Source organism: Nocardioides aequoreus (assembly GCF_000720335.1).
Taxonomy (GTDB): Bacteria; Actinomycetota; Actinomycetes; order Propionibacteriales; family Nocardioidaceae; genus Marmoricola; species Marmoricola aequoreus.
In genome coordinates, this window is sequence record NZ_JOJN01000002.1 from 409,313 (window position 1) to 434,519 (window position 25,207).

Annotated in this window: 20 protein-coding genes; 5 read left to right on the forward strand and 15 right to left on the reverse strand. The window is 74.5% G+C overall.

Translation table 11 applies throughout. The features are described 5' to 3' along the window. Positions 1-69 precede the first annotated feature (69 nt). The gene (locus IG63_RS21295; RefSeq protein ID WP_051706137.1) at positions 70-3,285 is read right to left on the reverse strand and encodes a bifunctional glycosyltransferase/CDP-glycerol:glycerophosphate glycerophosphotransferase; all 3,216 of its coding nucleotides are present in this window, start codon (positions 3,283-3,285) and stop codon (positions 70-72) included. A 196-nt stretch (positions 3,286-3,481) separates the two neighbouring features. On the opposite strand from IG63_RS21295, the gene IG63_RS0104525 reads away from it, so the two are divergent. Both IG63_RS0104525 and IG63_RS0104530 read left to right on the forward strand, forming a co-directional pair. Next, positions 3,482-5,260 carry a glycosyltransferase family 61 protein gene (locus IG63_RS0104525; RefSeq protein WP_030483192.1) on the forward strand — a complete coding sequence of 593 codons (1,779 nt, stop codon included), beginning with the start codon at positions 3,482-3,484 and terminating at the stop codon, positions 5,258-5,260. A gap of 75 nt (positions 5,261-5,335) precedes the next feature. Further along, positions 5,336-7,345 (forward strand): glycosyltransferase, encoded by a 2,010-nt coding sequence (locus tag IG63_RS0104530; RefSeq protein WP_030483193.1) that lies wholly within the window; start codon positions 5,336-5,338, stop codon positions 7,343-7,345. Here IG63_RS0104530 and IG63_RS0104535 read toward each other — a convergent pair. Next, complete coding sequence (locus IG63_RS0104535; RefSeq protein ID WP_030483194.1) at positions 7,317-9,935, reverse strand: glycosyltransferase; 2,619 nt, start codon at positions 9,933-9,935, stop codon at positions 7,317-7,319. The genes IG63_RS0104530 and IG63_RS0104535 overlap by 29 nt on opposite strands. Positions 9,936-9,981: 46 nt before the next feature. After that, positions 9,982-10,890 (reverse strand): TylF/MycF/NovP-related O-methyltransferase, encoded by a 909-nt coding sequence (locus IG63_RS0104540; RefSeq protein ID WP_084596609.1) that lies wholly within the window; start codon positions 10,888-10,890, stop codon positions 9,982-9,984. Positions 10,891-11,102: 212 nt separating this feature from the next. Between IG63_RS0104540 and IG63_RS0104545 the strand changes: the two genes are divergently transcribed. Next, entirely contained in the window at positions 11,103-12,158 is a 1,056-nt protein-coding gene (locus tag IG63_RS0104545; protein WP_030483196.1) for an endonuclease/exonuclease/phosphatase family protein, read from the forward strand. Positions 12,159-12,199: 41 nt separating this feature from the next. On the opposite strand, the gene IG63_RS22540 is transcribed toward IG63_RS0104545, so the two are convergent. Continuing rightward, a complete protein-coding gene (locus IG63_RS22540; RefSeq protein WP_157210016.1) occupies positions 12,200-12,340 on the reverse strand; it encodes a hypothetical protein in 141 nt (46 codons plus the stop codon). Between the two features lie 125 nt (positions 12,341-12,465). Between IG63_RS22540 and IG63_RS21300 the strand changes: the two genes are divergently transcribed. Next, a complete protein-coding gene (locus tag IG63_RS21300; protein WP_051706138.1) occupies positions 12,466-14,316 on the forward strand; it encodes a glycosyltransferase in 1,851 nt (616 codons plus the stop codon). A 19-nt stretch (positions 14,317-14,335) separates the two neighbouring features. Here the strand turns inward: IG63_RS21300 and IG63_RS21305 are convergent, their stop codons facing one another. The 8 genes from IG63_RS21305 to hpt all read right to left on the reverse strand — a co-directional run bounded on the left by IG63_RS21305 (position 14,336) and on the right by hpt (position 20,606). Then, complete coding sequence (locus tag IG63_RS21305) at positions 14,336-14,881, reverse strand: hypothetical protein (RefSeq protein WP_157210017.1); 546 nt, start codon at positions 14,879-14,881, stop codon at positions 14,336-14,338. A 17-nt stretch (positions 14,882-14,898) separates the two neighbouring features. After that, positions 14,899-15,423, reverse strand: coding sequence for a DUF3180 family protein (locus IG63_RS0104565; RefSeq protein WP_051706139.1), 525 nt, complete (start codon positions 15,421-15,423; stop codon positions 14,899-14,901). Between the two features lie 10 nt (positions 15,424-15,433). After that, positions 15,434-16,003: a 2-amino-4-hydroxy-6-hydroxymethyldihydropteridine diphosphokinase gene (gene folK, locus IG63_RS0104570; RefSeq protein ID WP_030483200.1), complete on the reverse strand. Its 570-nt coding sequence runs from the start codon at positions 16,001-16,003 to the stop codon at positions 15,434-15,436. Continuing rightward, on the reverse strand, positions 16,000-16,437 hold the full coding sequence (folB, locus tag IG63_RS0104575) for a dihydroneopterin aldolase (RefSeq protein WP_084596611.1): 438 nt from the start codon (positions 16,435-16,437) through the stop codon (positions 16,000-16,002). Before folB ends, folK begins: the two co-directional genes overlap by 4 nt. Next, the gene (gene folP, locus IG63_RS0104580; RefSeq protein WP_051706140.1) at positions 16,434-17,318 is read right to left on the reverse strand and encodes a dihydropteroate synthase; all 885 of its coding nucleotides are present in this window, start codon (positions 17,316-17,318) and stop codon (positions 16,434-16,436) included. The genes folB and folP overlap by 4 nt, the downstream gene beginning before the upstream one ends. After that, complete coding sequence (folE, locus tag IG63_RS0104585; protein ID WP_245604351.1) at positions 17,318-17,890, reverse strand: GTP cyclohydrolase I FolE; 573 nt, start codon at positions 17,888-17,890, stop codon at positions 17,318-17,320. Before folE ends, folP begins: the two co-directional genes overlap by 1 nt. A gap of 51 nt (positions 17,891-17,941) precedes the next feature. Continuing rightward, a complete protein-coding gene (gene ftsH / locus IG63_RS0104590) occupies positions 17,942-19,993 on the reverse strand; it encodes an ATP-dependent zinc metalloprotease FtsH (protein WP_084596612.1) in 2,052 nt (683 codons plus the stop codon). Between the two features lie 61 nt (positions 19,994-20,054). Then, positions 20,055-20,606: a hypoxanthine phosphoribosyltransferase gene (gene hpt / locus IG63_RS0104595; RefSeq protein WP_030483205.1), complete on the reverse strand. Its 552-nt coding sequence runs from the start codon at positions 20,604-20,606 to the stop codon at positions 20,055-20,057. Positions 20,607-20,688: 82 nt separating this feature from the next. Between hpt and IG63_RS0104600 the strand changes: the two genes are divergently transcribed. After that, positions 20,689-21,717: an LLM class flavin-dependent oxidoreductase gene (locus IG63_RS0104600; protein ID WP_030483206.1), complete on the forward strand. Its 1,029-nt coding sequence runs from the start codon at positions 20,689-20,691 to the stop codon at positions 21,715-21,717. Here the strand turns inward: IG63_RS0104600 and tilS are convergent. The 3 genes from tilS to dacB are packed head-to-tail and all read right to left on the reverse strand — an operon-like array spanning position 21,714 to position 25,193. Next, positions 21,714-22,667: a tRNA lysidine(34) synthetase TilS gene (gene tilS / locus IG63_RS0104605; protein WP_030483207.1), complete on the reverse strand. Its 954-nt coding sequence runs from the start codon at positions 22,665-22,667 to the stop codon at positions 21,714-21,716. The genes IG63_RS0104600 and tilS overlap by 4 nt on opposite strands. Next, on the reverse strand, positions 22,664-23,725 hold the full coding sequence (locus tag IG63_RS0104610) for a zinc-dependent metalloprotease (protein WP_030483208.1): 1,062 nt from the start codon (positions 23,723-23,725) through the stop codon (positions 22,664-22,666). The genes tilS and IG63_RS0104610 overlap by 4 nt, the downstream gene beginning before the upstream one ends. 1 nt (position 23,726) lies before the next feature. Continuing rightward, positions 23,727-25,193 carry a D-alanyl-D-alanine carboxypeptidase/D-alanyl-D-alanine endopeptidase gene (dacB, locus tag IG63_RS0104615; protein WP_051706141.1) on the reverse strand — a complete coding sequence of 489 codons (1,467 nt, stop codon included), beginning with the start codon at positions 25,191-25,193 and terminating at the stop codon, positions 23,727-23,729. Positions 25,194-25,207: the final 14 nt, after the last annotated feature.

Genomic DNA, 25,207 nt, shown 5'->3' on the forward strand with positions numbered 1-25,207 from the left:
TACGCCGCCCCGTCGACCCGCACCCAGGGAACGTGACGCGCGACACGTGGCGGCGGCGCGGCCGGCCCCTCACAGGCGCGGGAAGGCCTCGAGCAGGGCGTCGACCACGCGCGCGGAGGCGCCGCCGTCGTCCCAGGGGGCGTAGGTCTCGCGGAAGCGTGCGCGTCGCTCCGCGTCGTACGACGGATCGGCCAGCGCGGTGCGCAGCACCTCGACGACCTCGGCGGTGGTCTGGCACTCCGGCCCCGGCACGGTCTCGTGGTAGTCGAGGTAGAAGCCGCGGTTGTCGTCGCGGTACTCCGCGAGGTCGGGCGCCAGGAACGCCATCGGCTTGTCGGTGGCGGCGAAGTCGAAGAAGGCCGAGGAGTAGTCGGTGACCATCGCGTCGGCCGCGAGGTAGAGGTCGGCGATGTCGGGGTAGCGCGTCACGTCGATGACCCGGCGGTCCGGGTCGCGCTTCTCCGCGGCCTGGATGGAGTGGTAGTGCCCGCGCACCAGCACCACGGCGTCGAGCTCGCGCGCGACCGTGGGCGGGTCGAGGTAGAGGACCTTGTCGTAGACGGCACCCGTGCGGCGGGTCTCGCGCCACGTCGGGGCGTAGAGCACCACGGGCACGTCGGCCCCGATGCCGAGCCGGCGGCGTACCTCCGCGGCCCGCTCCGCGCGGTCGGGCGAGCGGAGCACGTCGTTGCGGGGGTAGCCGACGTCGAGCATGGTGCCGGTGAAGTGGAAGGCCTCGCGCAGCCGGACGGAGCAGAAGGGGCTCTGGGCGACCAGGAAGTCCCACTGCTTCACGGCCTCGACGAGGTTGCGGCGGTGGTACCAGTTGTCGATGTCGTTGTGGATGCGGTCGTGCCCGATGCGCTTGAGCGGGCTGCCGTGCCAGGTCTGCACCACGGCCTGGCCCTCGCGCCGCACGAAGAAGGGCGGCTGGTTGGAGTTCACGACCAGGTAGCGGGCCCGGGCCAGCAGCTCGAGGTGCTCGCGCGAGAGCCGCACCACCTTCCGGGCGCACGCGGGCACCTGCACCGAGCGGTCGACGACGACGAAGGCGAGGTCGAGGTCGGGGTGCCGGCGGTGCAGCTCCTCGGCGAGCGGCCCGGGCTGGTCGCCGCCGGCGCGGCCGCCGAAGGTCTCGAACATCGCGACGTCGAGCAGCGGCAGCTCGCGCATCCTGGGGTAGTCGACCTCGCGCAGCGTGGCGCGGGCGTTGGCCGACTGGTCCGTGCGCCACTCGGCGGGCTGCACCCGCATCCGGAAGCCGCGGCCCACGGTGACCTCGGGGATCACCGTCGAGGTGCCCACCGTGAGGCGCACGGGCATCCGCTGCCACAGCGAGAGCGAGCTGGAGATGGTGACGGTGCGGCGGGGGTTGCCGACCGGCCGCACGTCGACGACGTAGCGGTCCTGGGGCAGCTCGGTGGCGCCCTGCCCCCACTCGTCGCTGCGCAGCGGGAGGCGGGCGCGGACGACGCCGTCGTGCCCACGCTCGGCAGGCACCCAGTCGAGGTGGGCCCGGGGCGAGCGCAGCGCCAGCTCGACGGGCGAGGGCGCGTCGAGGGTGAGCACCACCGCGTCGTCGAGCACCTCGAGGTCGAGCACCGTGGCCAGGGCGTTGGGGTCGATCTCGCGCCGGCGCCGGTCGAGACGGCCGCCGGAGTGCCGCACCTGCAGGCCCTCGTGGGCCTCCCAGGTGAAGCGCAGCACCGCGCCGTCGACCCCGCCGGTGTGCAGCTGGCCCGCGGACCCGTCGAGCAGCCGGCTCTGCAGCCCCGCCACCCAGGAGCTGCCGGCCGTCTCGTGCTCGACGAGGACGCGGTAGACGCGCTCGGGGCCGTGGCGCGGCGGCAGCGCGTCGAGGTCGACCGTGGCGACGAAGCCCGCCGACGCGAGGTCCTCGTGGGCACGACCGGCCCACAGGTTGGCCGTCTCGTCGGTGTGGGGCTCGGTGGGCAGCGGCCACCGCTCCCCCGTGACCTCGTCCTCGAGGACGACGCGGGTCACCGCTCCCGGGTCGGCGGCCGTGAGGTACTCGGTGAAGGCGGTGCCCCGGATCGTCAGGCGGGTGTCGCTCTCCCAGCGCAGCGCCTCCAGCCGGGTGCGGTAGCGCAGCTCGTGGCGGGAGATCTCCAGCAGGTGCTCCGGGTGCGGACCCAGCACGGCCAGCTCGTCGGGTCGCACCACCGGGACGCCGTCGACCAGCTCGTAGTGCAGCCCGGTGCGGTTGGCGTGGGCGTAGGCCTGGAAGGCCCCGGTGGTCTCCATGTCCTCGTGCGCGCAGAGCCAGGCGAGCATCCGCTCGACCACCGGCACGTCGGCCCAGGTGTCGTCGTCGGCGTCCGCGAGGAGCGCCGAGACCGCGGGGCTGACGCGGTCCCACGACGGCGGGCCGTAGACCAGCGCGTAGCGGACCAGGTCGGCCACGACCGTGATCAGCGCCCCGCGCAGCAGCGCCCGCCGCGCGTCGGGCCGGCCGTCGAGCAGGGCCACGGCGTCGCGCAGCCGGTCGAGACGGTCCATCGCCAGGTCGGTGTCGCGCAGCGAGCGCTGCGTCATCGAGCCGCGGTCGTGCCGCTGGCGGGCGTGGTAGACCGTCGAGGGCAGCACGTCGACGCGCCACGGCGCGAGCGCCACCTGCGCGAGCAGCACGTGGTCGGGGAAGGCGGTGCCCTCCGCGAAGCGCAGGCCGGCGTGGCGCCACGACGACCGCCGGAAGAGCCGGGCCCCGAGGTAGGGGTGGGCCAGCACGTCGGGCACCTCGGCGCCGGACGCCCCACGGCGTACGCCGGGGTTGGTGGAGGAGAGCCACGAGGGTCGCAGCAGGCGACCACGCTCCTCGACGGTCAGGCCGCCGACCGCGACGTCGGAGCCCGAGGCCTCCAGGCTCTGCAGCAGCCGCTGGTAGGCCACGGGCGGCACCGAGTCGTCGGCGTCGCAGAAGGCCAGGTAGGCGCCCTTGGCCGCGCGCTCGCCCGCGTTGCGCGCGGAGCCCACCGAGCCCGTGCCACCGCGCACGACCCGGACGGCCCGGCGCCCCTTGGCCACGTCGGTGGCGAGCGCGAGCGACGCGGCGTCCTGCTCGTGCACCACGAGCAGGATCTCCTTGCGGGGCCACGACTGCACCACCAGGCTCTCCACGCACCGCTCGAGCGTCAGCTCGGCGTCGTGCACCGGCACGACGACGCTGAGGAGCGGCTGCCCGATCGCCTGGCGTCGACGACGCAGGGCCCGCACGACCCGCTTGGCCCCGGGCGGCAGCCGCCGTGTGAACGCACGAAGCTCCACGAGCAGGCGCCTCTTTCGGACAGACGACACGACGGCGCCACTGTAGCGAGGGCGTCGCGGTCCCGAGGCGGGCGACCAGGCCGTCCGGAGGCACCGTCGTGGCTGGTAGGTTGCTGCGGCTCCGTCGTCTCCGTCGCCCCAGCCCGAGAGGTGCCCCGATGTCACGACACCCCGCGGAGATCCGGCGAGGTGCTCGATGAGCGGCCTGCGTCCCCGCGTCGAGGCGGTCCGCACCGCGGTGCGACACCTCGTGGGTCGGGGCGACTGCCTCGGGTGCCGCCTCGCCGAGGCCACGGGCGGGCGGAGCAGACGACGACGCGGTGACGACCTCGGGCACCGGCTCGCCCAGGTCGTCGAGGGTCGCCGGCGCACGCGGGTCGCGGTGCTCGCGCGGGACTCCCGGGTCGAGCGCGCCCTGGCCGACGCCGCGCCGAGCATCGACGTCACCACCTTCGACCCGGGGACCGAGGACTGGCACGACCGGCTCGCGGTGCACGGTGCCATCGAGGTGGTCCTCGAGACCGGTGCCCACGACGGCCAGCCCGTCGAGGCGCTGGGCGCGAGCCTCTTCGCCCTGGGCCTGCAGGGCCTCTACCTCGTCTCGCCCGAGGCCGCCGACCGTCCCGGCCCCCGACGTGGCCGCACGCTGCGGCAGACGGTCGCCCGGCTGCTGGAGATCCAGCAGCAGGACGAGGTCGGCGAGCTGTCGCACCCCCACCGCGGCACCAGCCGCTCCGACCGCACCCACCTCGCCGACAGCATCGCCTCGGTGGAGGACCGTCCCGGCTACCTCGCCGTGCGCAAGCGCCGCCGCTCGCTGGCCAAGCTCGACGAGGCCCGCGCCGACGCCTGGCTCGACGCCGGCGAGGGCCGGCGTGGCCGGGTGCTGCTGCGCGAGGACGCCGCGCCGGTACCGCGCCTGGCGCGGATCCTGGAGAACGAGTCGCACCGCTCCGACCGCTTCGAGCCCAACCCCGAGGCACCGGCCCCGACGCTGCGCGAGTACGACGGCCCCTTCTGCGCGCCGGGCCAGGTCGTCGGCGCTCGCGGGGTGCTGCTGCCCGACACCTACCGCCACCTGACCAGGCAGCGGCTGATCAACCGCTACGTCGTCGACCTCGCCCCCGACTGGGGCCGGCCGGCGACCCCCGTGAAGGACCCCGAGCGCCTGCCCGGCACCTACTACTACCTCGACTCGGAGTTCCGCGGTCACTTCGGGCACGCCATGACCGAGCAGGTCTCCCGCTTCTGGGGCTGGGAGGAGGCGCAACGCCGCGACCCCGACGTCAAGGCCCTGGTCGGCGTCAACGCGGGGCGCACGTCGCTGGCCGCCTTCGAGCTCGAGCTCTTCGCCGCCGCGGGCATCCCGGCCGACCGGATCGAGCTCATCGACTCGCCGGTGCGGCCCGAGCGGCTGATCGGCGCCACGCCGCTCTTCGACAACCCCCGCTACGTGCACCCGCGCATCGTCGGGGAGTGGGCCGGGCTCAGCGAGCGCCTGGCCGCGAAGGCCCCCGACGGCGACCGGCCGCGGCGGCTCTTCTGCTCCCGCCGCACGGTGCACACCTCCCCCGGCGCCTTCAAGGGCCAGCGCCGGGTGTGCCACAACGGGGCGGAGGTCGAGGCGTGGTTCCGCGAGCGCGGCTTCACCGTGGTCTTCACCGAGGACTACACGATGGCCGAGCAGGCCGCGCTCTTCCGCGGCGCCGAGATCGTCGCGGGGTACGCCGGCAGCGCGCTGTTCAACCTGATCTTCACCACCCAGCCGATCCGCGTGGTGCTGATCAGCTCGGAGTCCTACACCGCGCAGAACGAGTTCCTGATCTCCAGCGCGCTCGGCCACGAGGTCCACACGGTCTACTGCCCCGCCGACATCCCACGTCGTCCCCGCGAGTGGTCCAGCGCCGCCTTCAACTCTGCCTTCACCGTCGACCTCGACCGCGACCGCGACTTCCTCGAGCGCGCCGTCTCCTGAGCGCGGCTCGTCCCCCGCGCGACGGGCGGCCCTAGGATCTGGACAGCCCACCCGCGCACCCCGCCGAGGACCCCCGTGTCGCACAACCCGCTCGCCTCCGGCCGCTACTTCTCGCTCGCGCCCGGCGTCGACCCCGACGCCGGCGGCCAGACGCGCGCGACCCTGATGCGCAACCGTCTCTTCGCGGCGGCCGGCGCCGATGCCCGGGTGCTGACCGTCACGCCCCACGACGACCTCGACCGGCGCCGCGAGCTGCTGCTCGAGCGCGGCATGCTGACCCCCGAGGTCCCGCTGCTCAACATCTTCGAGCACTACCGCGAGCGCGACTGGCCCGAGGTCTCGTCACCGCGCGCGCTGCCCGACCTGAGCCGGTTCACGGTGGCCGAGGAGAGCTTCCGCGACGGGGAGCCCTGGCGGCGGCACTACCAGCTCGAGGACGGCAGCTCGCGGTGGGACTACCTGCGGGCCGACGGCACGACGTACCTGCGCGTGGCCGAGCTCGACTGGCACGACCCCCGCACCTTCGGGCGCGGGCTGCTCCGGGTCTCCCGCGACGGCCAGGTCGTCGGTGGCTACCGCGACCGCGGCCAGTGGTACCGCCGCTGGGTGCAGGAGCTCTCGGAGGGCGAGCGGACCTTCGTGATGCTCGACTCGCGCCACATGGTGCCCCACGTGGTGCCCTTCCGGGCCCGTCACGTGCACGTGCTCTACCTGCTGCACAACATCCACGTCACCGGCGACCGGCGCTGGGACCGCCCCCTCAACGAGTCCTTCCAGCGGATGATGGACCGCGCCGACGACCTCGACGCCCTGGTGACCCTCACCGAGCGCCAGCGCGAGGACATCGAGATGGCACGGGGGCACGCCACGAACACCTACGTCGTCCCCAACCCGGTCGAGGTGCCCGAGCCGGCCGCCGACGTCGAGCGTGACCCGCGGCAGGTGACCGTGGTGGCGCGACTGACCGCCCAGAAGCACCTGGGCGAGGCGATCCGGGCGATGGCCCTGGTGACGCGCGAGGTGCCGGACGCGCGCCTCGACGTCTACGGCAGCGGCTACCAGCACGAGGCCCTCGAGCGGCTCGCCCGCCGCCTGGGCCTCGCCGACCGCGTGACGCTGCGCGGTCACGACCCTCGCGCGCGCGAGCACCTGTGGCGCTCCTCGGCCTTCTTGATGACCAGCCGCTTCGAGGGCTACCCGCTCGCCACGCTCGAGAGCATGAGCCACGGCTGCCCGGTGGTCAGCTACGACATCAAGTACGGCCCCCGCGAGCAGATCACCGACGGCGTCGACGGCTACCTCGTCGCGGCGGGCGACGTCGAGGCGATGGCGCAGCGCGTCGTCGGCCTGCTGCGGCAGCCGGAGCTGGTGCGGCAGATGAGCGCGGCCGCGCTGGAGAAGGCCCGCCAGCACGACCAGGACCGCTTCCTGGCCGACTGGGCCGCCGTCGTCGACGCTGTGGTGCGCTCGCGCCCCCGCCGGGTCGCGCTGCAGCACGCCCGGCTCGACGTACGCCGCCTGCGCGTGGGCCGCGGCCGCCGCGCGGTGTGGTCCTCACGGCGGCGACCGCAGGAGCGGCTCCGCTTCCGCGGCGAGCTGCACCTCCGGGGCGCGCCCGACGGCACCCCGTCGCCCGGGGAGCTGCAGGTCGAGCTCGCCGCGGTCCACGCGGTGTCGGGCCGCCGCCTGACGGTGCCGGTGCGGGTGCGGTCACGACCGGGCAAGGACGGCGGCGTGCAGCTGGCGGCCGACGTGACCCTGGCGCAGCTCCTCGACGGCGGCGAGCCCGAGACCCCCGAGGAGGTGCTCGTCTCGCCGGAGACCGCGGAGTCCTCCGAGACCCCGGAGACCCCGGAGGTCCGCGACGCCGTCGCGGTCGACGGGGCCGCCGACGGGGCCGCAGACGGGGTACCGCCGCCGGACGACGACGTCGAGCGGGTGCGGCTGCGGCTCTTCGTGACGTGGCGCAACGTCGCGTGGTCCTCCGAGCTGCGCCGCGAGCAGGGCGCCGCGGGCGGCCTGGAGACCGGCTACGACGACGACGACGCGTGGGTGCTCACGCGCCGGGCGCCGGCGACCCGCTGAGGCCGGCGGCCACCGCGTGCCAGGCCGCCTGGCCCGGGGCGTGGTCCGCCAGCCACGGCTTGCCCTCGTCGAGCCAGTGCAGCAGCGCCGGGTCCTCGTGGTGGGTGCGGCCCGGCACCACGTGCCAGCGCGCCGGGACCACGGCGTGCGCCGGCCCCAGCAGCACGTGCAGCGCCTCGCGGGGCGAGAGGTCGTAGGCCGCGAGCAGGCCGAGGGCCCGCGCTCCGGTCGCACGCTCGCGCCAGCCGGCGAGGTCGAGCACGGCGACGTCGAGGTCGAAGGCGGCGAAGTCGAAGCGGTGCCAGGCGTGGGCCACCCGCCGCAGCTCGACCGCCGTCGTGGTGCGCTCCCCCAGGCGGTCGCCGGCCGCGTGCACGACGCCGAAGCCGCTGGCCGCGCGCCCCTCGGGCACGGCGCTGGCGGCCAGCACCGCGCCACCCAGGTCGAGGTCGGTCAGGGAGGTCGCGTCGTCGAGCGCCACCGCGTCGAGCGGCAGCACCACGATCCGATCGACGTCGGGCAGCAGCTCGGGCAGCACCAGCAGCTCGAGCTGCTGCTGCGCCCGCTCGCGGGCCTCGAGGTCGCCCGAGCGCAGCCCGGCGCCGAGCCCGCGCACGGGGACCAGGCTCACGGCGTGCCCGTGGGCGTGCGGCGCCAGCGTCTCCAGCGTATGGCTGCCGGTGACGTCGAGCAGCCACACGTGCAACGGCCGGGAGGCGCGCGAGGTGAGCGCGGCGAGCGCCACCTGCACCACCCGGACCCGGCGCCGGTCGACCCGGAGCGCCACGTGGCGCACCGCGTCGCCGTCCGGGCCCGGCGCACCGGGGTGGTACGTCGTGCGTGAGCGTGCGAGCGCGACCTCCGAGGAGAGGTCGACCGGGGGCAGCGCGGCGGGAGGTGCCTCGCGCCGAGCCATGGCGGCTGCGACGTCGGGGGCGCAGAGCTCGCGCCACCGGGCGTAGACGGTCTCGGCGGGCTCGCCGGCCAGGATCCAGCCGTAGACCTGGGCGAGCCGCTCGTTCATCCCGTCGCGGATGGCCGCGAAGGCCTCGTCGTCGATGCCACCGAGCCCGGCGAAGCGGATGTCGGAGAGGTTCTTGGGACGGAAGTCGACCTGCGCGCCGAGGGAGCGCATCGGCAGGTAGCAGTGCAGCCGCGAGGTCACCACCGCGCGGTGGTCGCGGCGGTAGGTCTCGAGCAGGTCGATCGCGTGCTGCATGTTGCCGGTGAAGGAGCGGAAGCGGACCTCGTCGGAGCTGTGGCGGTACTGCACGGCGTCCGGCCCGGCCGCCTCCGCCTCGGCGGGCGAGTCGACGTACGCGATCGGCGCCGCGGGAGGGAAGGCGTCGGGCAGCTCGGGGAAGACCGTGTCGACGGTCGTGGTGAGGCACCCGGAGAAGAAGGCGGGCACGTCGACGGAGAGCAGGATGTCGACGGTGGTCCAGTCGCGGCAGCCCACGGGCCCGTGGGCACGCATCCACTCGATCGCCTCGGGGGTGAGCAGGTCGCGCTTGTTGCAGTGGAAGGAGACGAAGATCGGGTGCAGGTTGCGGTGCATCGGCAGGCCGTAGCGGCGCCCGAAGACCGCGTGCATGTACCACCCGAAGGCGAGCACGAAGGTGCCCTCCGGCACCTCGTCGTACTCGCTGGCGTCGCGGTTGATCGTGAGCAGCTGCACGGTGGCGTCGGCGCCGTGCAGGCGGCGGTGCTCGGGCACGCGGGAGCGCAGCTGCTCGGCGAGCTCGACGAGGTCCTGCGGGCCGGTCAGGCGCAGGTCGGCGTGGCGGACCAGGTGGCCCATGGAGGCCAGCGTCTGCACGTGGTCGCCGATGTTGGCCGAGGCCCGGTGGCGGCCGGGGTGGTCGTAGTCGACGACGGCCAGGCTGACGTCGGCGGTGCGCGGCGCCGCGGGCTGGTCGTGGCGACGCGAGATCCAGCGGTGCACCCAGTCGCGCGTGACCAGCAGCCTGTCGTCGACGTCGTCGCCGGCCGCGATCGCGTCGTCGAGCGCGGCGAAGAGCTCGGTCGCGAGCTCGAGGTCGCCGTGGCCGAAGACCGCCTCCAGCAGCTCCATCCAGCGCTGCGGACCCAGTGACGCCGGGCCGTCGAGCAGCCCGCGCACCTCCGCCAGCGCCCGCTCGGGCTCGTGGTCGAGGCCGCAGCGCACGAACTCGCGCAGCGCGTAGCGCGACCAGAGCTCCCGGGGCAGGTCGCGCAGGTGGTGCCAGGCCAGGGCCCGGTGCCCGCCGTGGGCGGCCACCAGGCCGCTGCACAGCGACCCCAGGGTGGCGGTCTCGTCGTGCTCGGCCAGCGAGGCGGCGAGCGCCTGGGCCGCGGCCCGGTCGCCGCCACGCAGCAGCGCCCGGGTCTCCGTCACCAGGCCCGCCACGAGCGGGCGCCCCTGCCGCACCGACTCCAGCACGGACGCCGGGCGCTTGCGGCGGCGCGCGGCGGGAGCGGCGGACGGCGTGGGCGCCGCGGGTGCCTCGGTGCCGGTGCGGCGGCGTACGGCGTCGCGCGAGGCACGCAGCCGGCGCTTGGCGCCCTCGGGCAGGTAGGCGTGCGCCAGCCGGCGCGGCAGTCTCTTCATGGCTCTCCTCGAGGCGGGTGGCGGCGACGACCGGGGTCGCGCGTGGTCAGAGGCGTACGACGTGCAGCCGCGCGCGGCGCTCGAGCCGGTAGCCCTCCCGGCCCGCGAAGTACTCGTCGACCGCGGTGCGGCAGCCCGACCAGAAGTAGTAGTCGTCGATGACCAGCCGGCCGCCGGGCACCAGGTGCGGCGAGATCCGCTCGAGGCACACCATCGTCGACTCGTACCAGTCGCCGTCGAGGTGGGCCAGCGCGACCGGGCCGTCGACCTGCACGGTGTCCTCGAAGAGACCCTGCACCAGCTCGACCCGGTGCTCCTCGGGCGCCACGCCGTGCTCGACGAAGGAGCGCGTCACCTCGCCGAGCAGGTCGTCGCGGTAGCCGTAGTAGGTCTCGCCCCCGGTGCCTCGCGCGGCGCCGGACTGGATCGCGGCGTAGCGGCGCGCGACGTCCTCGCCGTCGCGCTCGGAGGGCGGCGGGATCATCCCGAAGACGTCGTAGACCCGCATCGGCCGCGTCGGCCCCTTCGCGGCCGCCATCACGATGGCCGAGCCGCCGCGGGCGGTGCCGCACTCCAGCACCGCCCCCTCGCGGCCACTGAGGTCGGACTCGGCCACCACCCGCGCCAGCATCCGCAGGTCGGGCGCCTTGAGGTAGGAGAGCCCCTGGGCGCGCACCGAGGCGATGACCTGCTCGACCCGGTCGGGCACCTCGAGCTCGGGGAAGGGGTCGCGCAGCGAGTCGCGGGTGGCCACCAGCTCCTCGCGCAGCCGCTCGCTGCGCGCCTGCTGCTTGGCCAGCCGGCGCCGTGCCGCCCGCAGCCGGGTGCGGAGCTCGGCCTCGGTGGCGCCGTCGGTGCTCCCGTCGGCAGACCTGCCGGACGTCGCGGTCCCGCCCGGCAGCCGCCGCCGCACCGCACCGACGGCGCGACGGGCACGATCGATCGGTTGCGCCATGCCACCCTCCCGGGACCCGCGGACGACGTACGTCCGACCCCGGCCCGATGCTAGTGCGCCGACGGGCCGGGGTCGGGAGCGACGCCCGCGCCCCGCGGAGGCCCGCCCACCCAGGAGGTGCGCGCGGGACGCGGCGTCCAGTTCCTGGGATTCCGACCCGCGGTGGTCCGAAATTGCGCATAATCGGACATACCTACCTGGAGGTTCACCCCATGCGTCACCGTGGACTCATCGTCCTCGCCACGTCCCTCAGCCTGTCGCTCGCCGGCATCCTGGCGCCGGCCGCGACCACCGGCGACCGCGCCGAGGCCGCCGCGGCGACCTCGCTGCGCGTCGGCAGCTTCAACATCGGTGGCGTGCAGACCGACAAGTCGGCCCGTGGCTCCCACCGCACCTGGGCGGTCCGGCGCGACGGCGTCGTCAACCGGATCTCCGACAGCCGGCTCGACGTGATCGGCCTGCAGGAGGCCAACCCGAGCACCGTGCACCGTCGCAAGCTCGTCACCGGGTCGACGCAGTACGAGGACGTCCTCAACGGCCTGCGGCGCAAGGGCACGGGCGACTACCGCCTGACGACCGCGGAGGCCTACAACTGCGAGCGGGCCTGGAGCGGCACCAACTGCGACTACCGCAACCACGGCAGCGCCCTGTCCAACCGGATCGTCTACAACGCCGACCGTCTCGCAGTCGTGCGCAAGGGCTCGGTGAAGTACCGCGACCAGACCCGCGGCGGCTACGACCGCTACCTGGAGTGGGCGGTCTTCCAGGTCCGGGCGACGGGGTCGCAGTTCCTCTTCACCAACACCCACCTCGACCCCAACTCCAAGGCCAACCGTCCCAAGCAGTGGCGCCAGCTGCTGGAGTGGGTGGGCGCCAACCGCGGCAGCCTGCCGGTGATCTCGGTGGGCGACTACAACACCACCAAGTTCTCCACCTGGGCCAAGCGCACCCTGCCGCTGACCCGGAAGTTCGGGATGTCCGACGCGCTGAACCAGCGCTTCCAGCAGAACCCGGGCAAGCCCCGCGCCAAGCGCGTCGTCAACGGCTGGCTCAACTCCTTCAGCGGCTACCGCAAGGACGTCAAGACCTGGAGCTACTACCGCGACAAGCGCAAGCAGGGCAACGTCATCGACTGGATCTTCGCCTCCAACCGGCTCACCATCACCGAGTACGCCACCGTCGCCTGGATCGACAAGCGCCGGCTGCGCGGCAAGGGCACCTTCCCCTCCGACCACAACCTGGTGCGCGCGACGATCGTGATCCCCTAGCCGGGCGTCGGGCCGTGCGCGGCCGCGCCACGGGGCACGGGTCAGGGGCGACCCGAGCGCTCGGCGAGCATCCGCTCCAGCGCGTCGACCTGCGCGGTCAGCCGGCCGAGCTCGGTCTCGAGTCGCGCGATCCTCTGCTGCTGCTGCTGGATCCGCTCCTGCAGGCGGCGGAAGGCGCGCACCGGCGCACGTGGACCTGGTACCCGCACGACCACCGACCCCGCTCCCCTGCGCTCGACCGGACCGATCCTGCCAGACAGCGCGCCGTGACGGGGTACGGGTCAGGGCGATGATTCAATGCCACGCGATGAGCGACGAGCGGATGCCGCCGGGTCGCTACCTCTCGACCCCGCTCGACGTCGGGGTCGACTACGGCGGCCAGACCCGCGCCACCCTGGTGCGCAACCGGCTGCTCGCCGAGCGCTTCGGGCTGCGTCCCGAGGTGCTGACCTTCAACCCGCGACCCTCCTGGTCGCAGCGACTCGACGACCTCCGCGAGAGCGGCCTGCTGCTGCCCGGGACACCCGTGACCAACCTGTACGACGCGCACGCGACGACCGGCTGGGGGGAGCACCCCGTCGAGGAGCCGGCGACGCCGCTGCTCACGCCGACGATGCGACGCGAGACCGAGCTGCGCCCCGACGGCAGTCCGTGGCGCCACGTGCACACCGAGCCCGACGGGAGCCCCGAGGGGGGCACCGTGGTCCACGAGTACCTCCGCGCCGACGGGACGCCGTACCTGCGGGTGCCGCGCTTCGCCTACCGCTTCTCCCGCACCTGGCCGCGCAGCCTGGAGCGGGTCGGTCGTGACGGCGAGCCGCGCGGCACCTTCGACAGCTACGCGTCGTGGGTGCGGCGGTGGGTCCTGGAGGTCACCGCCGGCGACCCCACCTTCCTCTTCATCGACTCCCGGTCGCTGGGCATGCACCTGCTGCCGCTGCGCGCCCCGCACGTGCACACCGTCTTCGTCCTGCACGGCGTGCACGTGGCGCCGCCGTACGCCTGGACCTCACGGCTGGTCCGCGACAGCCGGGCGGTGCTGCGGCAGCTGCCCGCGATGGACGCCCTCGTGGTCCAGACGCGACGGCAGCTCGACGACCTCGCCCTGCGCTACGGCGAGGCACCGCAGCTGGCCGTGGCGCCCAACGCGGTCGACGCGCCGACCGAGCCGCCACCCGTCCCGCGCGACCCGCACCGCCTGATCACCGTGTGCCGGCTGATGCCGGGCAAGGGGCTGCTCGACGCCGTCGCCGTGGTCGACCGGGTCCGGGCTCGCGTGCCCCAGGTGCACCTCGACGTCTACGGCGAGGGCCCCGAGCGCGAGCTGCTGGAGCGGGCCGTCGCGGAGCGCGGCCTGGAGCGCCACGTGACGCTGCACGGCCACGACCCGGCGGCCAAGGAGCACCTCTGGACGGCCGCGGCCGCGCTGATGACCAGCGAGTCGGAGACCTGGAACATGAGCATCCAGGAGGCGATGAGCCACGGCTGCCCGGTCGTCGCCTACGACATCAAGTACGGCCCCCGCGAGCAGGTGACCGACGGGAGCGACGGCCTGCTCGTCCCCCACGGCGACGTCGACGCGATGGCCGCCGCGGTGCTGCGGCTGCTCACCGACGCCGACGAGGCACGCCGGCTCGGCGAGGCCGCCCGCCTGGCCACCGCCACCAGCGTGCAGCGCTTCGAGGACGACTGGGTCGAGGTGCTGCGCCTGGCGCAGCGCACCAAGCGGCGCCGGGTCGACCTCTCCCGGGTCGAGGCGCAGCTGACGGGGCTGCGGCTGCGACGCCGCTGGGGGCGCGACCACGACGCCCTCACCACCGGCGAGCTCACCGTGCGGGAGCGTGGTCGGGTCGAGGTGGAGGTCGCCGTCGACGTGCGGGCCAAGCGGCCGCAGGTGCTCGACGAGGCCCGGTGGCGGCTCCTGGCCGTGGGCGAGGACAGCGAGCACCACGTCGAGGTGCCGCTGCAGGCGCAACGCGACGACTCCCGGGTCACCCTGACGGGCGAGGTCGCGGCGGCGTCGCTCACCGCGGCGCTCCCCGCCGGGGCGGCGTACCTGCGGCTCTCGATGGTGTGCCGCAACCACGTGTGGAGCCGCGACCTGGACGTGCCCGGGGCCTCGCCGCAGGAGCGGGTCCGGCTGCTGATCGAGGGGTGACCAGCGGCGAGCGGCGGGCCTACGCCTGGCGCAGCGCGCGCGACCCCGAGGGGCGACCCTCGGCGTCCCACTCGGTCAGGTCGACGACGTCGGGGTCGCGCCGGCCACCGACCTCGTCGCGCCGCGCCTGCTCCCGGGCCTGGGTCAGCTCGGCCTCGGCGGCCTCGGCGCGGGCGCACTGCCTGGCCACCTGACCCTCGAGGTAGCGCTGCGAGAGGGTCGCCTGCGCGAGCCGCTCGGTCATCGCGGTCGTGAACTCCGCGTGCTCGGCGGCCCGGGTGGCGAAGAGGTCGCGGTAGGCGACGGCGGCGGCCGCGCGGTCGGCGGCGCTCTCGCGGCGCGACTGCGCCACCTCCGACCACATCATCCGCAGCGCCGCCCACGACAGCACCATGGAGGTGACCGACGCCAGGCTCAGCCACAGCGGCGAGCGCGTCGGCAGGCTGAGCAGGACCAGCACGGTGGCGCTGCCGAGCAGGGAGAGCGCGACCGAGACCCGGACGCTGCGCTGGCGACGACGGCGTGGAGACCGGAGTGGAGGGCGGCCCGGGGGCGTCGCTGCCATGCTCGGCAGCGTAGGTGCTAGGTCTCGCGTGGTGGGACGCGACACGCGTGCTCGAGGAGCAGCGCGCCGGCCGTCATCGCCAGGGCCGCCAGGGCGGCCAGCGCCGCGAGCACCAGCCGGGCGCCCGAGCCCGGGGTGCCGACGCCGACCTGCGCCAGCGCGTAGCCGGCGTACCCACCGAGCAGCAGCGCGCCGACCAGGGCCGAGGCCTTGGCCAGCACCAGCCGGTTGACGGCCTGGTGGTGGGCCAGCCGGCCCCGGTCACGGCGTACGACGCGCCGCGTCAGCAGCGCGGTGGTCGCCAGGATCGCCGCGGTGAGCGCCAGCAGCGCCACCGACGTCCAGGGCACGTCGGGCTCGGGCCGGGAGGTGCGCAGCGCCAGGAAGCGCAGCGACCAGCCGCCCACCAGCCCCAGCACGACGAGCGCGGCGAGGGGCCGGTGGCCCGTGGGCCGGACGCTGCCCGGCTGCTCGTCGTCGGGCCCCTCGTCGGGGCCCTCGTTCGGGCCCTCGTTCGGGCGCCGTCCGGACTGGTCGGTCAAGCCCGGAGCCTCAGTGAAGCTCGAGCTCGATGTCGTCGCGGCGCACGACGCCGTCGCGACCGGTCTGCTCGACCAGGTCGGCCACCGCGCCCACGCCGGGGATCTCGGCGTCGGGCTCGAGGTCGAGCCACGGCACCAGCACGAAGGCACGCTCGGCGGCCTTGGGGTGCGGCAGCTTGAGCTCGGGGTCGTCGGCGCGCCGGTCGCCCAGCACGATGAGGTCGACGTCGAGCGTGCGCGGCTCGTTGGGGGTGCCGCTGCGCTCCCGGCCGTACGCCGACTCCACGGCCAGCGCGCGCTCGAGCAGCACCGGCGCCGAGAGCGTGGTGTCGAGCAGCAGCACGGCGTTGAGGAAGGGCTTGGAGCCCTCGGGGGCGTCGACCGGCTCGGTCTCGTAGACGGGCGAGACCGAGGTGACCCACACGTCGGGGGTGTCGGCGAGGGAGTCGACGGCGCCCTGCAGGGAGTTGTGGCGCTCGCCCTTGTTGGACCCCAGCGAGATCACCGCGCGCCGGATGGGGCGCATCTCACCGGTGAGGCTGTCGGCGTCGATGATGTGGGGATTGGGTGACTCGGTCACGAAACGACTCCTCGTCGGCTTCGGAGGATGGTCAGGGTGACGTCGTCGAACGACGCCTGGATCGGTGCGTGCGGCTTGTGCACGGTGACTTCGGCCTCGAGCACGGCCGGATGACTCAAGCACACCTCGGCGATGCGGTGGGCGAGCGTCTCGATCAGGTCGACGGGCTCGCCCTGCACCACCGCTCGGACCTGCTCGACGAGCGTCCCGTAGTCGATGGTGTCGCGCAACTCGTCGCTGAGCGCCGCGGGCCGGGTGTCGGTGAGCAGCGTCACGTCGACGACGAACTCCTGGCCCTCGCGGCGCTCGTGCTCGAAGACGCCGTGGTGGCCCTGGAAGCGGAGCCCCCGCACCGAGAGCCGGTCGGCCCGGCGCGGCGGGGTCGCCGGCGGACCGGGCGCCTGGCCTGCGGGGACGGCGGCGGAGTGGCTCATCGTGGCCCGACCCTACCCGGGGTCCGCGACCACCTCTCCAGCACCCGGAGGGCGTCGCGGCTGCCCCGCACCTGGTGCACCCGCACCCCCCAGACCCCCTGCATGGCGGCCAGTGTGGTCAGGGCCACACCGGCGTCCTCGCGCTCGTCGACGGGGCGCGGGGTGCCGTCGGCGTCGGCCAGGAGCGTGCCCAGGAAAGACTTGCGGCTCGAGCCCACCAGCAGCGGGAGCCCGAGCTCGCCGAGCTCGGGGAGTCGCTGCAGCAGCGACCAGTTGTGGTCGGCGGTCTTGGCGAAGCCGAGGCCGGGGTCGAGCACCAGGCGGTCGAGGTCGACACCGGCCCGGTCGGCGGTCGCCACCCGCTGCGCCAGCTCGTCGCGCACCTCGACGACCACGTCGGCGTACTGCGCGTGCTGCTGCATCTGCTGGGCGTGCGCGCGCCAGTGCATCGCGACGTACGCCGCTCCGGCCCCGGCGACGACGTCGAGCACCGCCGGGTCGGCCAGGCCGCCCGAGACGTCGTTGACCATCACGGCGCCGGCCTCGAGCGCGGCCGCCGCCACCTCGTGGCGCATGGTGTCGACCGAGACCGCGGCGTCGGCCGCCACCAGCTCGCGGATGACGGGGACGACCCGGTCGAGCTCCTCGGTGAGCAGTGGCCGGGTGGCGCCGGGTCGGGTCGACTCGCCTCCGACGTCGAGCAGGTCGGCGCCCTCCTCCAGCAGCGCCAGGCCGTGCTCGACGGCGCGGTCGGTGTCGGCCCACCGGCCGCCGTCGGAGAAGGAGTCGGGCGTGACGTTGACGATCCCCATGACCAGCGGTTGGGGCGGGCGCGGCAGGCCGTCGGCCCAGGCCGAGCGCGGGAGGCCTGCCGAGCGCATCAGCGCGAGGCGAGGATCAGCGACATGGCCTCGGCCCGGGTCGCGGGCTGGTGCATCATGCCGCGCACGGCCGAGGTGATGGTGCGGGCACCGGCCTTGCGGACGCCGCGCATCGTCATGCACAGGTGCTCGGCCTCGATGACCACGATCACCCCGCGCGGCTCCAGGATCCGCACCAGGGCGTCGGCGACCTGGGTGGTCAGCCGCTCCTGCACCTGCGGGCGCTTGGCGAAGACGTCGACCACGCGGGCGAGCTTGGAGAGCCCGGTGATCTTGCCGCTGCCGTTGGGGATGTAGCCGACGTGGGCGACGCCGGTGAAGGGCACCAGGTGGTGCTCGCACATCGACCACAGCTCGATGTCGCGCACCAGCACCATCTCGTCGTGGCCGAGGTCGAAGGTGGTGGTGAGCACCTCCTCGGGCGTCTGGTGCAGCCCCAGGGTGAGCTCGGCGTACGCCCGGGCGACGCGCGCGGGGGTGTCGCGCAGCCCCTCGCGCTCGGGGTCCTCGCCGATGGCGTGGAGCAGCTCGCGCACGGCTGCCTCGGCGCGTGCCTGGTCGAAGTGCGCGATCGCGCCCTGCCCCTCGCCGACGGGGTCGATGCCGGACCCGCTCACGTCGGCTCAGGCCTGTCCGGGCGACGGGGGTGCGGGCGGCTCGCCGCCGCCGAGCGACGGGTCGCCGTGGGTGTCGCCGCCGGCGCCGGGCGGGGTGAGCACGACGGCCCCCTCCTCCTCGGGCGCCGCGCCGTTGGCGGCCGCACGGCGGATGCGCTCGGGGATGACGACCGGCGGGATGTCGGAGGGGTTGCGCGTCGGCGAGCCGGTCCAGGCCGGCCGCACCGGGCGGCGGCGCAGCGGCTCGAAGACCTCGGCGATCTGCTCCTTGTCGAGGGTCTCCTTCTCCATCAGCGCGAGCACCAGCGCGTCGAGGACGTCACGGTTCTCCTCGAGGATGTCGAAGGCCTCCTGGTGGGCCGTCGTGAGCAGCCGCTTGGTCTCCTCGTCGACGACCGCGGCGACGTCCTCGGAGTAGTTGCGGGTGTGGCCCATGTCGCGGCCCATGAAGGGCTCGCCCTGGCTGTCGCCCAGCTTGATGGCACCGAGCCGCTCGGTCATGCCGTACTGCGTGACCATCGCCCGCGCCAGCGAGGTGGCCTTCTCGATGTCGTTGCCGGCCCCGGTGGTGGGGTCGTGGAAGACCATCTCCTCGGCGGCCCGGCCGCCGAGCATGTAGGCCAGCTGGTCGAGCATCTCGGCGCGGGTCTGGGAGTACTTGTCCTCGTCGGGCAGCACCATCGTGTAGCCCAGCGCGCGGCCGCGCGGCAGGATCGTGACCTTGTGCACGGGGTCGGTGCCGGGCAGCGCCGCGGCGACGAGGGCGTGGCCGCCCTCGTGGTAGGCGGTGATGAGCTTCTCCTTCTCGCTCATCAGCCGGGAGCGCTTCTGCGGGCCGGCGATGACGCGGTCGATCGCCTCGTCGAGCGCGAGCGCGTCGATCTGCAGCTTGTTCTCCCGCGCGGTCAGCAGCGCCGCCTCGTTGAGCACGTTGGCCAGGTCGGCGCCCGAGAAGCCGGGCGTGCGGCGCGCGACGGAGCGCAGGTCGACGTCGTCGGCGATCGGCTTGCCGCGCGCGTGGACGCGGAGGATCTGCTCGCGTCCCTCCAGGTCGGGGGCGTCGACGGAGATCTGCCGGTCGAAGCGACCCGGGCGCAGCAGCGCCGGGTCGAGGATGTCGGGACGGTTGGTCGCGGCGATGAGGATGACACCGCCGCGCACGTCGAAGCCGTCCATCTCGACGAGCAGCTGGTTGAGCGTCTGCTCGCGCTCGTCGTGGCCGCCGCCCATGCCGGCACCGCGGTGTCGGCCGACGGCGTCGATCTCGTCGATGAAGACGATGGCCGGAGCGTTCTCCTTGGCCTGCTCGAAGAGGTCGCGGACGCGGCTGGCGCCGACGCCGACGAACATCTCGACGAAGTCGGACCCGGAGATGGAGTAGAAGGGCACGCCGGCCTCGCCGGCGACCGCGCGGGCCAGCAGCGTCTTGCCGGTGCCCGGGGCGCCGTACAGCAGCACGCCCTTGGGGATCTTGGCCCCCACGGCCTGGAACTTCGCGGGCTCCTGCAGGAACTCCTTGATCTCGCCGAGCTCCTCGATGGCCTCGTCGTTGCCGGCGACGTCGGCGAAGGTCGTCTTCGGCATGTCCTTGGTGATCAGCTTGGCCTTGGACTTGGCGAACTGCATGACGCGACCGCCGCCGCCCTGCACCTGGTTCATCAGGAAGAGGAAGAGCGCGATGATGATGACGAAGGGCAGCAGGAAGGTGAAGAGCGACCCGAGCACGCTCGGCTGGGGGTTCTCGACGGTGTAGCTCTCGATCTCGTCGGCCGCGATCTGCCGCTGCACCTCGTTGACCAGCCGCTGCTGCTGGCCCGCCACCCAGGTCGCGGTGACCTCGCGGTCGTCGTCGAGGGTGGCCTCGATCCGCTGGTCGCCGCCGTCGACGAAGGTGATCCGGTCGACGTCGCCGTCCTGGATGTAGCGCACCATCGTCGAGGTGCGCACCTCCTCGTAGCCGCCGTTGGGCACGAGGTAGTTCAGCGCCAGCAGGACCCCGACCGTGGCCACGACGATCCACAGCCACGGGCTGCGCACGTACTTCTTCACGTGCGTCATCCTCTCAGGTGGCCAAATGGGGGGGTCGCGAGGTGGGCGGTCGCGGTCCCGTCACCCGGCCTCAGCCGTAGACGTGCGGCGCGAGCGTGCCGATGTCGCGCAGGTTGCGGTAGCGCTCGTCGTAGTCGAGGCCGTAGCCGACGACGAATTCATTGGGGATGTCCCAGCCGACGTACTTGACGTCGACGTCCATCTTGGCGGCCTCCGGCTTGCGCAGCAGGGTGCCGATCTCGACGCTCGCGGGGTCGCGGCTGGCGAGGTTGGAGGTCAGCCAGCTCAGCGTGAGGCCGGTGTCGATGATCTCGTCGACGATCAGCACGTGGCGCCCGCTGATGTCGGTGTCGAGGTCCTTGAGGATGCGCACCACGCCGCTGGACTTGGTGCCCGAGCCGTAGGACGAGACCGCCATCCAGTCGATCTCGACGTGGCGGTCGAGCGCGCGGGCCAGGTCGGCCATCACCATCACCGCCCCGCGCAGCACCCCGACGAGGAGGAGCTCCTCGCCCTCGTAGTCACGCTCGATCTGCCGCGCCATCTCGGCCAGCTTGGCCTGGATCTGCGCCTCGGTGAACATGACGTCGACCAGGTCTCCCTGCACGCTGCTGGCGTCCATGGGCGCAGCCTGCCACAGCGCCCGACCCCGGACGACGGGCGGCGTCAGGAATGCGACGGGCAGGGTGCGGCGTTGGACCGGCATGCGCCTCTCGGTCCTCGACCTCGTGCCCGTCCGCACCGACCAGACCACCGGCGACGCCCTCGCGGCCTCCACCGCGCTCGCGGTCGTCGCCGACCAGCTCGGCTTCGAGCGCTACTGGGTGGCCGAGCACCACAACATGCCGGCGGTCGCCGCCACCAACCCGCCGCTCCTCATCTCGATGCTGGCCGGGGCGACGTCGCGGATCCGGGTGGGGTCCGGCGGGGTGATGCTCCCCAACCACGCGCCGCTCGTGGTGGCCGAGCAGTTCGCGCTGCTCGAGGCGGCGTACCCCGGGCGGATCGACCTCGGGATCGGCCGCGCCCCGGGCTCCGACCCCGTGACCTCGTGGGCGCTGCGCCACGGCGCCGGGGGCGTCGGGGACGACGCGGTCTCGCGCTTCCCGCAGTACGTCGAGGAGGTGCTCGCGATGATGTCGCCCGACGGCGTCGGGCTGCAGCTGCCCAGCGGCACCCACCCGCTGCGCGCGACGCCGTACGCCACCTCCGTGCCGCCGGTGTGGCTGCTCGGCTCCAGCGACTACTCGGCGCGGCTGGCGGCGCAGCAGGGGCTGCCCTACGTCTTCGCCCACCACTTCTCCGGTGAGGGCACCGCCGACGCGCTCGCGCTCTACCGGCAGGGCTTCCAGGCCTCGGAGCGGCTCGCCGCACCGCAGACCTTCCTCACGGTCAACGCCGTCGTCGCGCCGACGTACGACGAGGCGCTCGAGCTCGCGCGGCCCAACCTGACCGCCATGGTCGCGCTGCGCACCGGTCGGCCGCTGCTGCCGCAGCCGCTCGTGCCCGACGCCGTCGTCGCGCCGGAGCACGAGCCGCTCGCCACCGCGATGCTCGAGCGCTGGGTGATCGGCGACCCGGCCTCGGCCGCCAAGCAGGTGCGTGAGCTCGCCGCCACCTTCGACGTCGACGAGGTCATGCTGCACCCGGTGGCCGGCGCCCTCCCGGGCACCGACCCCCGCACCTCCCCCACGCGCGAGAGCACGCTGCGGCTGCTGGCCGAGGTGCTCTAGCCGGTCGGCGGCGTCGCGCCGAAGCGCAGCACGCCGTCCTCCCGGAACGCCGTGAGGTGACCGGGCAGGCGGATCAGCCGCCCGCCGGGACCGTCGGCCAGCGAGGCGACCGCGAGCACGTGGGCGCGGGTGAGCTCGCCGGGCAGGGCCCCGGCCGCCAGCGCCGCGAGCCGGACGACGCGGTGCCCCAGCGCCGGCGGGAGCCCCCGGAGACCGTCGACGCGGACCTCGCCCACGGACGCCGCGAGCCAGGCCTCGGCCATGTCGTCGAGCGCGTCGACGTCCTCCCGCACGGACTGCGCGGTGCGCGCGAGCGCGGCGGCGACACCGGGACCGAGCTCGCGCTCGAGCGTCGGCACGACCTCGTGGCGGATCCGGGAGCGGACGAAGCGCCGGTCGGCGTTGTGGGGGTCCTCCCACCAGGTGAGGTCCTGCTCGCGGCAGGCGGCCTCGGTCTCGGCACGGGTGACGTCGAGCAGCGGCCGGACGAAGGTCACGCCGTCGCGGTCGTGGGCCGGCCGCATCCCGGCGATCGAGCGGCCCCCGGAGCCGCGGGTGAGCCCGAGCAGCACGGTCTCGGCCTGGTCGTCGAGCGTGTGGCCGAGCAGCACGACGTCGGCCGCGAAGTGACGCGCCAGCTGGCCCAGCGCGGCGTACCTCGCCTCGCGCGCCCCCGCCTCGACGCCCCGGTGACCGGGGTCGACGGTGACCCTGATCGAGGCCGTCTCGTCGACCCCGAGGGCGGCCATCTGGTCGACGACGCGGGCGGTGTGGGCGGCCGACCCGGCCTGCAGCCCGTGGTCGACGACGACGCCGACGACCCGCGCTGCACCCCGCTCGGCGACGGCGGCGACGAGCAGCGCCAGCGAGTCGGCCCCGCCGGAGCACGCCACGAGCACGGTGCCGGCCAGGTGCTCGCGCACGGCCTGGCGGACCGCCAGGGCGCTCATCCGTGGACGCGCGCCACCCAGAGCGCCGGGTCGAGGATCTCGGCCTTGCTGGGGAGCTGCTCGGGGGCGGTCCAGACGGCGTTGAAGCCGTCCATCCCCACCTTGTCGACGACGGTGCGCACGAAGACCGCACCGTCGCGGTACTGCGCCATCTTCTGGTCCAGCCCCAGCAGCCGGCGGAGCACGCGGTCGAGCGGGCCGACGCCCTGCCGGCGTCGCGTGAAGCGCTTGCGGATCTCCGCGACGCTCGGGATGACCTCGGGACCGACGCCGTCCATCACCACGTCGGCGTGCCCCTCGAGCAGGCTCATCACCCCGGTGACGCGGTCGATGGTGGCGCGCTGCTCCTCGGTGGCGAAGAGGTCGACCAGGCTGCCGTCGCGCTCGCCCTTGCGGAGCTCGCCCAGGGTGCGGACGACGTCGCCGAGCAGCTCGCCCACGTCGGTGCGCACGCTGCCGAGCAGGGTCTCCATCTCGCCGCGCAGGTGGTCGGTCATCCAAGGCACGGCGGTGAACTGCACCCGGTGGGTCTCCTCGTGCAGGCACACCCAGAGCCGGAAGTCGGTGGGGTCGGCGCCGAGCTCGCGCTCGACGTGCACGACGTTGGGCGCGACCAGCAGCAGTCGTCCCTGCTCGCCCGGCCGGTCGTGGAAGGGGTCGAACTGCCCGAGCACCTTCGAGCCCAGGAAGCCGAGCATCGCGCCGACCTCGGCGCCGGTGATGCGGGACCCGATCGCCTCGGCGACCGGCCCGGGGGCGCCCTTCTTGCCCTGCAGCCGCTCCACCAGCGGACCGATGATCTCGGAGAAGGCGTCGGCATTGGCCTGGATCCAGCCGGGGCGGTCGACCACCAGGACCGGAGCGCTGCGGTCGGTGGCGACCAGGCCGGTGTAGTCGCGGACCAGGGCGGTGGAGCGGTCGGCTCCCGCCCGCAGCTCGGCGACGGCGTCGCGGGCCTCGTCGCGCGAGACCCGGGGGCCCTCGCCCACGAGTCGCGAGCCCACCTTCACCGCCAGGTCCCAGTCGATCATCCCGGCGCGGGCGGCTGGCTCGCTCATGTCACGACCCTACGCCGCAGCGGCACGCGGCCAGCGCGGCCGCCAGTGCGTCGACGCGCAGCTGCGCGTCGAGCTCGCCGTCGGCCGGGGCGGAGTCGGTGATGGCGACGAAGGCCATGCGCGCCCCGTCGGCGGTGTCGACGACGCCCGCGAGGCCGTGCACCGAGGTGAGGGTGCCGGTCTTGGCCCGGACGCGACCGAGGGCGTCCTGCGGACCGTCGTCGAGCCGCGCCGCGAGCGACCCCGAGAAGCCCGCCACCGGCAGCCCGGTGACGGCGTGCCGCAACCGCGGGTGCTCCGGCGACGCGGCGACCCGCAGCGTGGCGGCCAGGGTCCGGGCCGACAGCGCGTTGCGTCGCGAGAGCCCGCTGCCGTCGAGCAACCGGTCGCCCCGCGCCGGGACGCCGAGGCGGCGTACGACGTCGAGCGTGGCGGCCGCGCCCGCCACGAAGGACCCCTCGCCCCGCTCGGCCAGCCCGACGTGGTGGGCGAGCACGTCGGCGGCCTGGTTGTCGCTCGTGGCGAGCATCCGCTCGACCACCTCGCCGACCGGAGCCCCCTCGACGCGGGCGACCTCGGCCGCGTCGTCCGGAGCGGCGCGGCGCCGGGGCTCCCCCGCCACCTCCACGCCGGCACGCTCGAGCGCTGCCGCGAAGACGCCGGCCGCCTGCAGCGCGGGGTCCTCGGCGAAGCCGACCCCCTCCTCCAGCTCGGCCTGGTCGACCCAGAGCGCGCTGACCCCCGAGGTGATGTCGTCGAGGTAGCGGTCTGGCCAGGTGGGATTGACCGCGGGTCCGGTGAAGAGGCTGTCGTCGAAGCCGAGCCGCAGTCCGGCCAGGTCGATGCCCTCCGCCCGCAGCGCCTGCGCCGTACGCCGGGCGAGGGTGGCGAGGTCGGCCCGCTCGGGGTAGAGCCCCTCGGCGTCGGCCGGCGAGCGCTCCAGGTAGGGGTCGCCGCCGCCGACCAGCACCAGCCGTCGCTGCCCCGGCAGCCAGCGCACCGTGGTCGCGAAGCGGTCGGTCGGTGCGAGCGCCTCGAGCGCCGCCACCGCGGTGAGGATCTTGGTCGTGGAGGCGGGGATGGTGCGCGCAGCGCCGGCGCTGAAGGCCTCCTCGCCCGAGGCGAGGTCGGTGACGAGCACGGCGTAGTGGTCGCCGAGCTCCTCACCCAGCTCACCCCGCAGCTGGGGGCGCAGCGCCGCGGCGACCGCGCCCGGCGCCGGCGCCACGGCGTCCTCGGCAGGCGCGACCGCGGGTGCGGCCGGCAGCTCCGGCAGCCGCAGCCCGACCGGAGGCAGCACGGCGGCGGGCTCGGCCAGCGGGTCGACGGGACCCCAGCCGAACCAGCGCTCGCCGAGGTCGTAGTGGTAGGCCGCCACCGCGAAGGCGAGCAGCGCGAGCACGACCAGCTCGGCGAGCCAGCCGAGGACCCGTCGACGTCGCCGACTGTGGCGTTGGTCACGCGCCATCGCGGCGACCCCCT